Source organism: Ruminococcus sp. (assembly GCF_016287535.1).
Taxonomy (GTDB): domain Bacteria; phylum Bacillota; class Clostridia; order Oscillospirales; family Ruminococcaceae; genus Ruminococcus.
Window position 1 is genome coordinate 82,137 of record NZ_JAEFAJ010000004.1, and the last position, 14,355, is coordinate 96,491.

The following is a 14,355-nucleotide window of genomic DNA, read 5'->3' on the forward strand; positions in this document are numbered from 1 at the left end:
GTCCTCATAGCTGACTGCGCAATACGCATATATTATTATTGTACCACAAATTCAGATTTTTTCAATAGTTTTTCACGAATATTGCAAATTTTTCAATATTTTAACATTGTATACAAGCTTTTCGACTTCAGCTTCCGTATTGAAGACCGACGGCGAGAAACGGACTGTTCCGCCCTTTGTGCCGAGAGTTGCGTGAGCGAGAGCCGCACAGTGATAGCCTGCTCTCAGGCAGAAGCCCTTTTCAGTAAGGGCAGCGGCTGTTTCCTCTGACGTGAGACCTTCTGCGTTGAATGAGACTATAGGAGCGTATTCCACACCTTTTTCACGGAATATACTGATGTTATCCGCCTTATTCATCTCAGAGATGAAACGGGTACACAGTTTTTCCTCGTGTGAACGCAGTCTGTCAATGCCGTAGGAGCGTATGAACCTTATGCCTGCCCCGATCGTTATCGCTCCGATTATGTTGGGAGTGCCGCTTTCAAGGCTGTCGGGGAGGATATCAGGCTGGAAAAGGCTGAGAGAGCCGCTTCCTGTCCCTCCCTGTATTATGGGTGCTATTTTGTATTTTCCGTCGGTTATAAGAAGACCTGTGCCTGTTATACCGTAAAGTCCCTTATGTCCGGAGGTACAGAGTATATTTATACCGTCGGACAGCTTTATATCATATATACCGCATACCTGTGAGCCGTCTGCGATGAAGCATATACCGTGTTCACGGCACAGCTCCGCTATCATGCGGTACGGCAGCAGCTGACCTGTCACATTGCTTGCAAGAGTGCATACTATGGCTTTGGTATCGCTGCGGATAAGCTTCCGGAAGCTTTCAGCTGTCTGTTCGCTGTCATTGTATACCTCTGCGACGGAAAGCGTTATCTGTTTTTTTAGAGCAAGGGCTGCGGCAGGACGGGCAGCGGAATTGTGTTCCATACTGCTTATTATAAGATGACCGCCCCCGGACATAACGCCTTGTATAGCCATATTCAGCGCATGGGTGCAGTTCAGGGTGAAAACAGTATTTTCAGGTTCTGCACCTAAGAGACCGGCTGCGGTCTCCCTTGCTGAGTATAATGCTTCAGAGGTACGCATGGCAAGCTCATGACCGCCCCTGCCGGCGTTGCCGCCGTATATCCTTATGGCTTCTGCGGCTGCCCGGCATACGGACACAGGCTTGGGAAAGGTCGTGGCGGCGTTGTCAAAGTTTATCATCTTCTTTGCCACCGCCGTTCCTGAGGGAGTAGGGGATATCGTACATATCCAGTACATCCGCGGCACTTTGGCAGCTTTCGTCTGCGATGACAGAGAATCCGCAGCCGTACCCGGAGCTTTTTTCACGTCTTTTTATGGTGCATGGACAGCCTCTTGCTCTCAGAAGGCGCTGAGCCTTTACGGCGTAGGTATAAGAGGGCATATCCAGTATACATTTCGTCAAAAGTATCACCCCTGACTGCTGCGTACTGCGCAGTTCAGCAGGATCTGCGGTACATTTTATTATATGAAAAAAGGCTGCCGGCTGATAGTAAAAAAGGACAAACGCTTTTATAAGAGTTTGTCCCGGAAAAAATGTCATTTTATCAGGCTTTAAGCCAGTCTGTGCCGAACCGCATCGCCAGCTGGTCGCATAGCACGAGAGCTGTTACGCTGTCGGCGACGACTCTTGCACGGTGTACTATTGCAGGGTCATGGCGGCCTTTTATCTGCAGGGTGGTGTTGTCAAGTGAGTTAAGGTCGATGGTCTGCTGCTCCTTGAATATTGAAGGGGTGGGCTTTACCGCTGTCCTGAAAAGTATTGGCAGTCCTGTGGTGATACCTCCGAGGATACCGCCGTTGTTGTTCGTGGCAGCAGTTACACTGTTGTTTTCGTTCCGGAAGCAGTCGTTGCACTGGCTTCCGAGCATATCTGCCGCGGCAAAGCCTGCGCCGAATTCAACGCCCTTGACCGCAGGTATACTGAAAAGCGCATGAGCGAGAACACTTTCAAGGGTATCGAACCAGGGCTCTCCGACTCCGGCAGGAACACCTGTTACAGCTGTTTCCAGTCTGCCGCCTACGCTGTCTCCATCCTCCTTGGCAGCTGTTATGGCAGCCTGCATCTTAACGGCTCTATCATCGTCGAGAACGGCAAATTCCATATCGCTGAGCCTGTCTGTATCTGCGTTCAGATCATTGAACGGGCGGTCGTATACTCCGCCGCATGAGAGTATATGTGTGCCGATCTTTATGTCTTTTCCGCGCAGAGCGCTTATAGCGACAGCTCCTGCCGCCACGATGCCTGCGGTGATCCTTCCCGAAAAATGACCGCCGCCGCGGAAATCCTGGAAGCCGTGATACTTCATCTGTGCGGAAAAGTCGGCGTGACCTGGACGGGCTTTGTATGCAAGCTCGCCGTAGTCTTTGCTTCTTGTGTCCTGATTCTCTATAATGAATGTTATGGGAGTACCTGTGGTCCTGCCGCCGAATACTCCGCTGACTATCCTTACACTGTCAGCTTCGCGTCTTGCCGTGGAAAGAACGCCTACTGACTGACGCAGCTTCATCTGGTGGGCGATGAAATCCTCGTCAACAGGTATACCCGGAGCAATGCCGTCGAGGACAGCTCCTATGGCAGCACCGTGGCTCTCTCCGAAAACCGTTACGGAAACGCTTGAACCGAAGGTGTTTTTCATGCTTTCATCTCCTTATGGAAATATGCTCCTGTAAAGTTCAGGGGCATTGACTGCCGTGAGGCAGTTATTTGGTATATACTAAATTATAACATCTTGTAAAAGCTATGTCAACATAACAATTTAACGATTTGCAGATTAAAAGCAGTAAAGTAAATAGTGATTTTGTCAGGTATCAGATTCAGGATTTGGTTGCCGCATAAATACATACATGATTGACTTGTAAGGTATATCGTGTTATAATCAGAAAAAAGACGGGGTGATGATATGGACATAATGAAGTTTTACAGGGGCGATGAGTTTGAAGCCTACAGATACCTCGGAGCTCATACCTGCGCGGGAGGCACGGTTTTCCGCACTTATGCGCCTAATGCCGAGAAGGTATCAGTTATAGGCGATTTCAGCGGCTGGGAAGAGCTGCCAATGAAAAAGATACTTGACGGCAGATTCTACGGTCTTGAGGTAGCGGAAGCCAAAGAGGGAATGCGCTACAAGTACCGTATATACGAAAAGAAAGGCGGATTTACCGACCACTGTGACCCTTACGGATTCGGTATGGAGGTGCGTCCCGGCACCTGTTCGGTCATAAGAAATATTGACGGATATGAATTCTCGGACGGCGAATGGCTCAGTAAACGGACAGACTGCTATGATAAGCCAATGAATATATACGAGGTACATCTCGGCTCCTGGAAAAGACGCTCCGACGAGGACAGCGAGGGCTGGTACAGCTATTCTGAAATAGCTGACGAGCTTATAGCTTATGTGCGTGAGTTCGGATATAATTACATCGAACTCATGCCGCTCAGCGAGCATCCCTGCGACGAATCATGGGGATATCAAAGTACGGGCTTTTTTGCCCCGACTTCCCGTTACGGCGTTCCGGAAGAGCTTATGGAGTTTGTGGATAAGTGCCACAAAAAGGGAATAGGCGTTATCGTGGACTTTGTGCCTGTGCATTTTGCGGTCGATCACTATGCGCTCACAGAGTATGACGGAACGAAGCTGTATGAGTATCCCAGTGACGATATAGGCTATAACGAATGGGGAAGCCGCAATTTCAACCATTCAAAGGGAGAGGTGAGATCATTCATACAGTCCGCCGCAGATTACTGGCTCAGCGTATACCATTTTGACGGGCTCCGTATGGATGCGATACGCAATATGATATACTGGAACGGTGACGAGAGCCGCGGTGAAAACAGAAACGCGCTGGATTTTATCAGAACTATGAACAGCGGTCTGAAATTCCGTCACCCGTCGGCAATAATCGCTGCGGAGGATTCCTCAGCGTATCCAAAGGTAACTGCACCTGTGTCTGAGGGTGGACTTGGCTTTGACTATAAGTGGGATCTGGGCTGGATGCACGATACGCTTGATTATTTCCGGACCGCTCCCATGTATCGTTCCCGTGACTATCATAAGCTTACGTTTTCTATGCTGTATTTCTATAATGAGAAGTTCATTCTTCCGCTGTCCCATGATGAGGTAGTCCACGGAAAAGCAACAGTTGCACAGAAAATGAACGGACAGTATGCGGACAAGTTTCCTCAGGCAAGGGCGCTTTATATGTATATGATGGTACACCCAGGAAAAAAGCTGAATTTCATGGGAAGCGAGTTCGCACAGCTGCGTGAATGGGACGAAAAGCGTCAGCAGGACTGGGATATGCTTAAATATCCGCTGCATGATTCCTTCAGGGAATACATCAAGGCACTGAATAGTATATACCTGAAATACGACGCACTTCATTATGATTATGATATTACAAACTTTCAGTGGGATGACTGCAACTGCATGGAGAGGTGCATTTATGCTGTACGCAGAAAATCAGAGCACGGGGATATACTGGCAGTTTTTAATTTTTCAGACTGGTTCCAGTTTGATTATTCATTGAGGATAGGAAAGGGATACTCGCTGAAGCTGCTGCTTGATTCCGATAATCAGATATACAGCGGGACCACGCCTGACGGCGGTACTAAATTCAGCTATTCAAGTGATACGGTCAATATTGATATACCGCCGTTCAGCAGTATGATGTTCCTTGTGACTAAATGATATCAAGAGCAGGAGAAGTTCCTGCTCTTTTTGTTATAATATTATTTTTTACAAAAGCACTTGATTTTAATATCACGTTGTGATATAATATTATAGTAATTTTATGCAGTGGTATCGAAGTGGTCATAACGGACATGACTCGAAATCATGATGCCCCTTGAGGGACGTGGGTTCGAATCCCACCCACTGCGCCAAAATGGTGAATCGATTTAGATCCCGCCCCAAAAACTCCCGATTTTTCGGGAGTTTTTTTGTTCCAAGAGAGAAAATTTTTCAAGGTGAAGCAGTAGATCCCAAACCATAAAAATTGGATTCGAACCCTTCCAGAGAGCCTTTTCAGAGTTGCTTTGGAGGTTGTCATGAGCAAAAAACGGATAATTCACCCCAAAAAGAGAAAAATTGAATAGAGAATTTTCAAACGATTTCAAAGCCGATTTTGTTGGTTTCTAACAGAAGCCATACAAAGTCGGCTTTTTATATAATTATAATTGAGTTAAACCGCAAGTATACTTTAACAGAAACATTACCTGATCCAGATAAGATAGAAATAAGAAAAAATGATTAGGAACTTCGCTTTGGTTGCAATTTTACGGCTCATACAAGGAATGAATATATGATAATCCACTAAAGAAGGCACTTAAAGTTCAAAATAACATTAGGATATTAACATATGGTATAGATGGAAGCTAATTTTGTGATTTACGGAATTAGCTTCCATATTTATTAGGAGGTCGATAATACTGGCATGGAAGAAAAAGCTCACGCCGCAGCAGAAAGCTGAGTATAAGACTGAAAAGCGTGAGGAAATGCAGAACTTATTTAAAAAGATCGATGACGGCGTTAAGGCTGTATTCGAGTCTGATAGTTACAAGGAATGTCTGCGGTATATGAGTAAATTTACGAATTATTCTGCTGGCAATTGTATTCTCATTATGCTTCAGAAGCCTGATGCAAGCCTTGTGGCAGCATTCGGCAAGTGGAAAGAGCTCGGCAGGACTATCAACAAAGGAGAAAAAGGCATAGCGATACTTGCTCCTATGTCCTTTAAGTCTAAAGAACTCAAGGAACAGCCTGTTACAGACAGCAGAAGAAATAACCGTCACTTTTAAGGGCGGATATGAGATAAAGGTTGAATTATATACTTGAATTTAATTTGTTTATGCTTATTGCCGCTTGCTATGCAGGCGGTATTTTCATATAACGGAGAACGCCAAAATCGCACAAGAGCAGCTATTTTATGGGTATAAAGCCATAATATAGGGGGGATACCACCGGCAAGAGAAGAAGCCAATAAAAGCGGTTTGTGCGGCAGTGTGGGGCATAGCAGACCTAAAGGCAGTGCAAACGCCTATTTTTCTAAAAACAGTTGATTTTTTTAGCGATATAGAGTATAATAGAGGTAATATAAGTGCAAAGGAGGAACGGCAATGGGAATATACCTTAATCCTGATAATACAGACTTTAAAAAATCTCTCAATTCCGAGATATATGTAGATAAAACAGAACTTATAAAGCATACTAATAGAGTTATCAATACCGAACAGCAGTTTATCAGTGTATGTCGACCAAGACGTTTTGGAAAATCAATGGCTGCGAATATGCTTGCTGCTTATTATAGCAGAGGTTGTGACTCTAAAGAAATGTTCAGTAAATATAAAATATCGACCGATCCGACCTTTGAAAAGCATTTGAATAAATATAATGTTATCCACATCAACATGGTGAATTTTCTTGGCGAATCAAAGAATATTGATGAAATGATACAATTCATATGCGAGGATATTATTGACGAGGTCATTGAACAGTATCCTGATTTGAATATGCCAAGAAGAAAGACACTGCTTAATGTTTTGAATAAAGCCTTTGCGCAGTACAAGATCTCGTTTATATTCATAATAGATGAATGGGATTGCGTATTCAGAGAACTGAAAAATGATAAGGAATCTCAGGAGAAGTATCTTGATTTTTTAAGGGATACACTGAAAGATCAAAGCTATGTTGCTCTTGCATATATGACTGGAATACTGCCGATAAAAAAATATGGCAAGCACTCAGCACTCAATATGTTCACTGAGATAGCAATGACAAATACTCGTGAATACGCAGAGTTCACTGGATTTACCGAAGCAGAGGTTCAGGAGCTTTGTGAAAAATACGATATGCCGTTTGAGGAAACCAAGCGTTGGTACGATGGATATGATTTAAAGGGCGTTTCAATATATAATCCGCGTTCTGTTGTAATGTCTATGACAGGACACGATTTTGACAGCTACTGGACATCAACCGAAACCTATGAAGCACTAAAGGTATATATCCAGATGAATTTTGACGGACTTCGCGAAAAGGTTGTCGATATGATAGCAGGAGAAAAAGTCAGCGTAAACACAGGAAAGTTTCAGAACGACATGAGTACCTTTAATAGCGCAGATGATGTACTCACATTACTTATTCACCTTGGATACCTAACCTATAATGACGGAAAGGTATGGATACCAAACAGCGAAGTACAGCAGGAGTTTATTAATTCTATCGAGGACGGCGGTTGGGAAACTGTCATGAATGCGATACGTTCCTCCGATGAACTGATAGAAGCGACGATCAACGGTGATGAGGAAAATGTTGCTCGGATGGTTGAAAAGGCTCACGACGAGAATGCTTCTATCATAGGATATAACAACGAAACATCTTTGAGCTGTGTAATATCGCTTGCCTATTACTCCGCAAGAAAAGAATATATAATTCATAGAGAGCTTGCGACAGGAAAAGGTTTTGCAGATCTCGTTTTTATACCGCGAAAGACTTCCGATAAGCCTGCTATGGTTATTGAGTTAAAATGGGATAAGTCCGCTGATACTGCAATTGATCAGATAAAGCGTAAGCAGTATACGGAGAAAATTTCCGAATATTCAGGTGAAATGCTTCTTGTGGGAATAAATTATGATACCGAAACTAAAAAGCATTCTTGCATAATCGAAAAAATAGCGAAATAATCTAATCCCCTCAAGACTAACAGTATAGTTTTGAGGGGATTATTTTAGAGATTGTTTATTCTTCAATGAACCATTTTTCGTGTTCATGGCGTTTGATTACTTCCATATATTTTTTTAGTTCTGAAAAAGCTTTTGGGTACATCGCTTGACGTTTATCCATATCGAAAGGTATCCACCCGTTATTAACTCCTTTAGGAATATATTCATGCAACAATTCAGTCATTATATTGTCAGTTTTAGCTACAAGCGGATCATATTTAGCATAATACATAACATCTGACTTGTTGATTTTGGCTGGTAATTCCATACTGTTTAGTTGAATTTCTTTATCTTCATCAATTGCTGCTGGTAGGAATCTATTTGTCAATTCTTTTTCACGATGGTATAGCTCTTTAATTGATGAGATGTCTCGTATTTGTGTATAAACACTTTGAGAAAAAATAACGTATTTGGAGTCGGAATAGATTTCAAATGTATCGCGTATGTCTTGTTTTCTACGAAGACATAGGATAATTTTTTCTTCATTTGTATTATTGAGAAAAGCAAAATCGTATGGAATAAACCCTCTACCAGTTCCTGCATGAGTCGCTTGATGGAGTAATGCCAAAGCAATTTTATACTTACAAAATTCGGTAATCAAGCTATCTGGAATTGAAATTGGGCTAATAATTCTTTTACGTGACAAATCAATTTCAATATGGTTTTCATTATCCATGACAGCAATTTGTGGAAACGAGGCGCTTAAATAACCATGTTTTTTTAATATGTCTTTATCAATAGCTTGGGCTGCATCAATGACTATACCATTGTAAAGAGACTTTTGATTTGAAAAACTCCAATGAAAACTCTGAAACTCTGGTAAATCATGTGAGATCCAGCCATCAGAATCTACACCTTTCTTCATATCAAAGATATTGCGGGGGCTAACCTCATTTCCGTTAAGGGTATAGGTAATATTAGGAGCCTTTAAAAGATACTGATTAAACCATAGATTTTGAATAGTAGAAATAATTGTATTAATATTAGAACCTAATTTACTAATGCAACTATCTGATATATTAATCATTATTTCTGTTCCAATCTCAGCATCCGGGACTTTTTTTACATTGAGGATCTCCGGTTCGATGGAGTATTCAAAACTATATCCCATTGTTTCTTTAAAGCTGCGTGTTGTTACCGACACTTTAGAACCAATCAAAAATCCTGCAAAAGCGCCAATTCCAAATCTTCCGCTACGTGCTAATTTGGGGGTGTTTTCATTATCAAGATAGTCAGTACGCCATTCAGAACTTTCACGGAATGAAGCACCTGCAGTAAGAAAATAATCTGCGATGATATTTCCAGTCATTCCAATACCGTTATCCTTTATAACGAAAAGCTTTTTTTCAGTATCAACATCAACTGTAATGTGACCTTCAGTATTATCGATTGCTTTTCTTTCATTACAAGCATCAATAGCGTTCTGAAGTAATTCGCGGACGCCATATTGAGGATCATTATCATATAACGGTTCAATTAAGAGTTTTGTAATATTAGGGTTGACTTTAATGCACATTTCTCTTGTCACAAAATCATATTTGTCAGTGTTGTCAAGATTTGATGTAATGCGACGAATAGTGAGACTGTAGTTTTTATGATATTTTTCACCGATTACAGCCCAAGACAAGTCAAGTTCATTTTGCCACCAATCAATCCATGATTTTAGCTTAACATACTGCTGGGAATTCTTGGGTGAAGCAACAATGTGCAATTTTTCTTTTTCTATAATCCATTGCGAATTTTCTATACTCTGATTGAGTTCCCATTCATTCTGTGAATAGGAAGAAGCAAAATAATCAGAGTTGAATAGTGGAAATGGAGCTCTTTCTACGCTCGCATCAAGCAAATCCGCCATCCTAAGCACAGCCATTAAATAATAAGCAGGAACATTTAGAGGAAGATCCTCCTCATATCCAAAGTTCTCAATCATTTTCTGTAATTCTTGATCTCTAAGGGACATGCCATGGCTCATAGCTATTATGCCTGCTAATTTAACAAAGCCTTCATTTTCAATATTCTTTATTTTATCATTAAGATTAGCACCAGGAAATCCTTCTACGGCAATCTGATATGCAAGCCGATGGTGATGCTTTCGGATAAAATCCGCGCAGAAAGGTTTACTATTTATACTAAATTCAGGCTTTTCGTCTATGAATACATCTTTTAGTTGATTACCAGAAGCATGACGCATAATGGTTATATGTTCTTCCCATAGTGAACGCCATTCTTCACAATTGCAACTCTTTTGTTTACTTTCGCCTATAAGGAATTTGAGACCTTCAGGCTTGATAAACATTCCAAGATCATGTAGAACAATTGCAAGAACTAATGCTGATATAGTAATTCTTATATGTTCTTGGTGTAAAGCAGGCTCTTTGGTTACAGGATCAGTTGGAATAAGTTTATCCGCGTTTTCGAGCACTTTGTTTATATGTGTCGTTCCATGAACAGTATATTCTGGGAAATAATGTGGTGTTGATGAGAAATAAGTATCATAACCATTCCATCCATTAATGAAGTCACTAATTAAAAGTGCTTGTACCTCTGGATAGAGATATTTTTGAAATCGTTCAGGAATAGATATTGACATAATTTAACTCCCTCTTCTTATGTTTCGAATTCGATAATATTAATTATAACACATTATCGTTATAAATACAATATATAAATAGGGATTGCTTTAAAGTGATAGGACTAATCCTATCTGAACCTTCGGTTTCAGATAGTGGGTACTTTTTGCCAAGAAACATTGTATTTTACTTGCCACCGAACTGTGTGCTTATGTATGGCGTTTCACCGTTTGCATAAGCTGCTTCACAATACTCCTGCCATAGCAGCGTGAGCGTGACACCCTTCTTTGACAGTTCACGATGGATGTACTGTATTTGATGGCGGCGAAGGGTATTCCCGCATCTCTTCTGTCCGGATATCGTTACTAAAAATTTCACTTATTCTATACTTGTCTCACGGGCACAAAAATCATTGAAGAAGTTACGCATATGCTCTTGAGAGAGCGATATGCCAGCTTGAGCATTCATAATACGATAAGTAGAAGTTCTTGAGCTTTCGCCAATTTGAGGACGAAGACAAAAGAGTTGTTTACGAACAGCGGCAGGGCATCTGTCTAATCTACGGTCAGAACTTTGACTTCGAGAAGATGCACGCTGACCATATCATGCCCTGGCACGCAGGCAGAAAGACCCGTTCCGGAGAATCTTCAGATGCTTTGCAGGAATTGTAATTTGAAAAAGTCAGGGCAGGAATAATAGAACATATAGGGTAATTCCCTTGAAATAATACAAATGGCGTGGTATAATATAGTTACTGTATATTTGTATCACTTCAAGGGATTTTTTTATAGGGGGCGTGAATAGTATGATTACTTATTTTTCTGAAAATCCAGAGAATGATTTGTGGAGAGAAATACTCCAGTACACATACGAAGCAAATATCAAAAGATACTTAAAAAAACATGGGAAAGAGATAGATGAGGATACCATTGCTTGCATAGCCGGATCTTTATTACAGGCATATGAATACTATAAGTCTGCAAAAGAAGCTAATCTTCAGATAGCACCATTGCTACTATATTACGGTTCAACTAATCTTCTTTATGGTATGGCTAATCTTATAAAAGGCGAAATAAATCATATAGAGAATCATGGAATGAAAATAATTATTCCAGATGAAATGGAGTTTATAGCTGATACGGATGTAAGATTTCTTAGCCATGAAACAGGTGGTGTTCATGTTATAGCACGAATATTAGGCTTCAATGATGATTTGACAGGATTTGGGGATTGGAAAACAAGAGATTTTTTAGACTCTATTGCTGAAATAAGCAGAGAATATAATACCTGTTATGAAAAATATAATAGCAGAATTGCAATGCTTGAAGTTATTAACACACCTGAAGGAAAGGTCGAAAAGGTATATTTTAATGAAGAAAACAGGCAACTTACTCAACAATTGCTTGAAAATGTAACCGGCTTTTCAAAATCGTATTTACATCCCGTTGATTCGCATGATCTCAGTAATAATGCCTTCTTTATTCTTCGACATAAATTGAATGGAAAAGATATTAGTGAGATATCCTATTCTGGGCAACCATTTTTGAGAGCTTCACACACCAAAAACAGTAAGACGATTACTCTCCCTACGATATTGAATATGTATATTACGCTGTTTTCTCTTGCTTCGCTTTGTAGGTATTATCCGGAAAAATGGAGTCCATTTGTTCTTAAAGATACCACCGGCGAACGGTTGCTTATAGAAAAATTTCTTTTTTTTGCAAGGAGAATGATACCCAATATCGTATTAAATTTAATCGTAGATAATTATGTTCAATATACATCTAAAAAGTATGAACCTACTGATACCGTTAAGTTAGTGGGAGAGCATCAAGTTCAGGAGATGGTAAGGAAAGAGATAAACAGTAGGATGGAAAAAGAAGCTATACGGCAAAGCAATCGAATGTTTAATGGCGGAGGTGCAAAATGAGCTTATCATTTCGTAACGATGTTTTCGCTCTATGTAAAAAAGCGCAAAAAAATATGGCTGCTAAAGAAATAAGCAACACAATTATGGCATTAAAGATTACAAAAGGAAACATTTCCTCCGGAGAAATACCACGAAATCCTCACGGAGATTTTGCACAATTAGCGGAACATAGCAATAATCAGTTCCATGGATATCTATTTGTTGATGATAATGCAGATAAAATACAATTGCCGGCTTTTTTAAGCATTAAACGTCTTTCAAACGAGGAAAGAATGGCTATTGAAAAAGGTCATAAAACATTAACACGATTTGTTGAGCTTTGTTTGAATGATATGAGAGAAAAATCCCCCATAATTGCCGATGCTATAAGTCCATATTACTTATATAAGGGTGTCTCATTGAATAATGATACAATTTCATTATTTGAAGACAGCGAATATGATGATTTGGTAAAGTCCTTCAAAAGTGGTAAAGTTTATAAAGCTTTATTTGGTTCTGATATTGATCGTTTTTCTCAAATTATAAATAAGAACAACTTACAGGCGTTAATGGCAGTTATTGAGAAGGAGTTTAGTACAGGATATAATGAAGATATACCATCTGATTTAAGCGCATTGTCTATGAGACTTCTGAATAAGCAATTGAATGCACCAGATATATTATATGCATATGCTATAATGATTTATGCACTTAAAGAATCATTAAGAATGGCGTGCCAGCTTTTATTTGGAGCAATTTGTGGTGGCGATTTAGTTGTGCTAAACAATGATAATCTTATAAACATAGAGAATAGAACTTCTTCGCAGATTTGTAATTTTTATAAGGTTTTTGTTCAGGGTGCATTATTCAGCGTTGTTGGAAATCTGGTTGGAGATGTTTTGCTGATGGATTGTGATGATAGTACAAACAATCATATACACGAATTTGGAATGGTTACATCTACCACTATTCAATTTGGTGGGGAATTCGGTGAAACCTCAAAAATATCATTCGTTATTGTTGATAATGAGCTGATACCAATTTCAAATATTACAAATACAATTCTTAACCATGGACTTCCTAATATAGTAATCAAATAGTTTGTTCAATCCCCCTTGACAACCGCCCCAATCTGCGCTATAATACCAAATAAGGAACAAGCCACCAGGCACATATTCTCCTATAAGTCGCTGGTTTTGTTAGCATGGCGATATGAAATTGATAACTTGGCATCATCGTGGCAGCGTAGTACAGAGCAAAATGGATAATAGAGATACCATAGAGCAAATTGTCTAAGCAGATTGGTTCAGCTTGACTTGAAATCTGTGGAGTGGGAATGGAAAACAAAAGGTGTGTTTTATGTAGAAAAATTGTTGTTGGCACAAGATAAGCCGCAAGGTATTCTTGCGGCTATTTTTATATCTATTCAGTAATATCAAAGCACACCGTGCTTGTATCATTGAAGTCAATGTTGAATTCAAGGCTTACATCAAAGCAGTCGTCCTCGTTTTCATGAACAGTGACCTTGCGGACGAGAAGTTACATACCTATATGATTACATAATTTGCATTAAGATAGCAGATGTTAAAAATACAGTTGATATCCATAAAACAGTGCTGAAAACGGCTGTTTTATTAGAAAATATATCTGGGTTTATATTGTAACACCTTGCCAAAAAGGTGAATCAATTTAGATCCCAAGCTAAAAACTCCCGAATTTTCGGGAGTTTTTTGTTTAGGAAAAGATGCTTTTTTTAAGGTGCAACCGTTGATCCCAAACCGAAAAAATGGGATTCGAACCCTTCCAAGTAGTCTTTTCAGAGTTGTTTTAGTGGTCATCAGAAGCAAAAAACGGTTTTTTCAACCGAAAAAGAGAAAATAGAATATAGAATTTTTAATTGATTTTAAAGCTAATTTTGTTGGTTTCTCACAAGAAGCATACAAGGTCGGCTTTTTATATAATTATAATTATAATTGAGTTAACTGCAAGTATAATTTAATGCATAATATACTTACAAAACATCGCAAAAAATGTATTTTATGACACGGAATTGTATTTAATGCCACAGGTATTGCATATTATCTGGAATTGTCAAGAAATGTGCAGTCGGAGAATACCTAAAATCT

11 protein-coding genes, 1 tRNA gene and 1 pseudogene are annotated in these 14,355 nt (G+C 39.9%); 8 read left to right on the forward strand and 5 right to left on the reverse strand.

The window, feature by feature from the left end:
• Positions 1-72: 72 nt before the first annotated feature.
• The 3 genes from QZZ36_RS03385 to aroC form a co-directional block, all read right to left on the reverse strand.
• Positions 73-1,209: an aminotransferase class V-fold PLP-dependent enzyme gene (locus QZZ36_RS03385; protein ID WP_295076732.1), complete on the reverse strand. Its 1,137-nt coding sequence runs from the start codon at positions 1,207-1,209 to the stop codon at positions 73-75.
• Positions 1,196-1,432, reverse strand: coding sequence for a DUF3343 domain-containing protein (locus QZZ36_RS03390; protein WP_295076734.1), 237 nt, complete (start codon positions 1,430-1,432; stop codon positions 1,196-1,198). Before QZZ36_RS03390 ends, QZZ36_RS03385 begins: the two co-directional genes overlap by 14 nt.
• A gap of 142 nt (positions 1,433-1,574) precedes the next feature.
• The gene (aroC, locus tag QZZ36_RS03395) at positions 1,575-2,666 is read right to left on the reverse strand and encodes a chorismate synthase (RefSeq protein ID WP_295076736.1); all 1,092 of its coding nucleotides are present in this window, start codon (positions 2,664-2,666) and stop codon (positions 1,575-1,577) included.
• A gap of 264 nt (positions 2,667-2,930) precedes the next feature.
• Between aroC and glgB the strand changes: the two genes are divergently transcribed.
• From glgB to QZZ36_RS03415, 4 genes are all read left to right on the forward strand, one after another.
• Positions 2,931-4,721, forward strand: a complete 1,791-nt coding sequence (gene glgB / locus QZZ36_RS03400; protein WP_295076739.1) for a 1,4-alpha-glucan branching protein GlgB — start codon at positions 2,931-2,933, stop codon at positions 4,719-4,721.
• Positions 4,722-4,826: 105 nt separating this feature from the next.
• Positions 4,827-4,915 (forward strand) — tRNA-Ser (locus tag QZZ36_RS03405).
• Positions 4,916-5,527: 612 nt separating this feature from the next.
• Positions 5,528-5,830 (forward strand): ArdC family protein, encoded by a 303-nt coding sequence (locus QZZ36_RS03410; RefSeq protein WP_295076743.1) that lies wholly within the window; start codon positions 5,528-5,530, stop codon positions 5,828-5,830.
• 318 nt (positions 5,831-6,148) lie between these two features.
• Positions 6,149-7,711: an AAA family ATPase gene (locus tag QZZ36_RS03415; RefSeq protein ID WP_295076745.1), complete on the forward strand. Its 1,563-nt coding sequence runs from the start codon at positions 6,149-6,151 to the stop codon at positions 7,709-7,711.
• A gap of 55 nt (positions 7,712-7,766) precedes the next feature.
• Here the strand turns inward: QZZ36_RS03415 and QZZ36_RS03420 are convergent, their stop codons facing one another.
• Positions 7,767-10,340, reverse strand: coding sequence for an ATP-binding protein (locus QZZ36_RS03420; protein WP_295076748.1), 2,574 nt, complete (start codon positions 10,338-10,340; stop codon positions 7,767-7,769).
• A gap of 178 nt (positions 10,341-10,518) precedes the next feature.
• Positions 10,519-10,626 (reverse strand): annotated as a pseudogene (locus tag QZZ36_RS12915) (transposase); the annotation flags it as partial.
• Positions 10,627-10,808: 182 nt separating this feature from the next.
• On the opposite strand from QZZ36_RS12915, the gene QZZ36_RS03425 reads away from it, so the two are divergent.
• From QZZ36_RS03425 to QZZ36_RS03435, 4 genes are all read left to right on the forward strand, one after another.
• Positions 10,809-10,991, forward strand: a complete 183-nt coding sequence (locus tag QZZ36_RS03425) for an HNH endonuclease signature motif containing protein (RefSeq protein WP_295076751.1) — start codon at positions 10,809-10,811, stop codon at positions 10,989-10,991.
• Entirely contained in the window at positions 10,972-11,016 is a 45-nt protein-coding gene (locus QZZ36_RS12920) for a hypothetical protein (RefSeq protein WP_365685553.1), read from the forward strand. Before QZZ36_RS03425 ends, QZZ36_RS12920 begins: the two co-directional genes overlap by 20 nt.
• Positions 11,017-11,125: 109 nt before the next feature.
• Positions 11,126-12,250: a YaaC family protein gene (locus tag QZZ36_RS03430; protein ID WP_295076759.1), complete on the forward strand. Its 1,125-nt coding sequence runs from the start codon at positions 11,126-11,128 to the stop codon at positions 12,248-12,250.
• On the forward strand, positions 12,247-13,329 hold the full coding sequence (locus tag QZZ36_RS03435; protein ID WP_295076764.1) for a CagZ protein: 1,083 nt from the start codon (positions 12,247-12,249) through the stop codon (positions 13,327-13,329). Before QZZ36_RS03430 ends, QZZ36_RS03435 begins: the two co-directional genes overlap by 4 nt.
• The last annotated feature ends 1,026 nt before the right edge of the window (positions 13,330-14,355 follow it).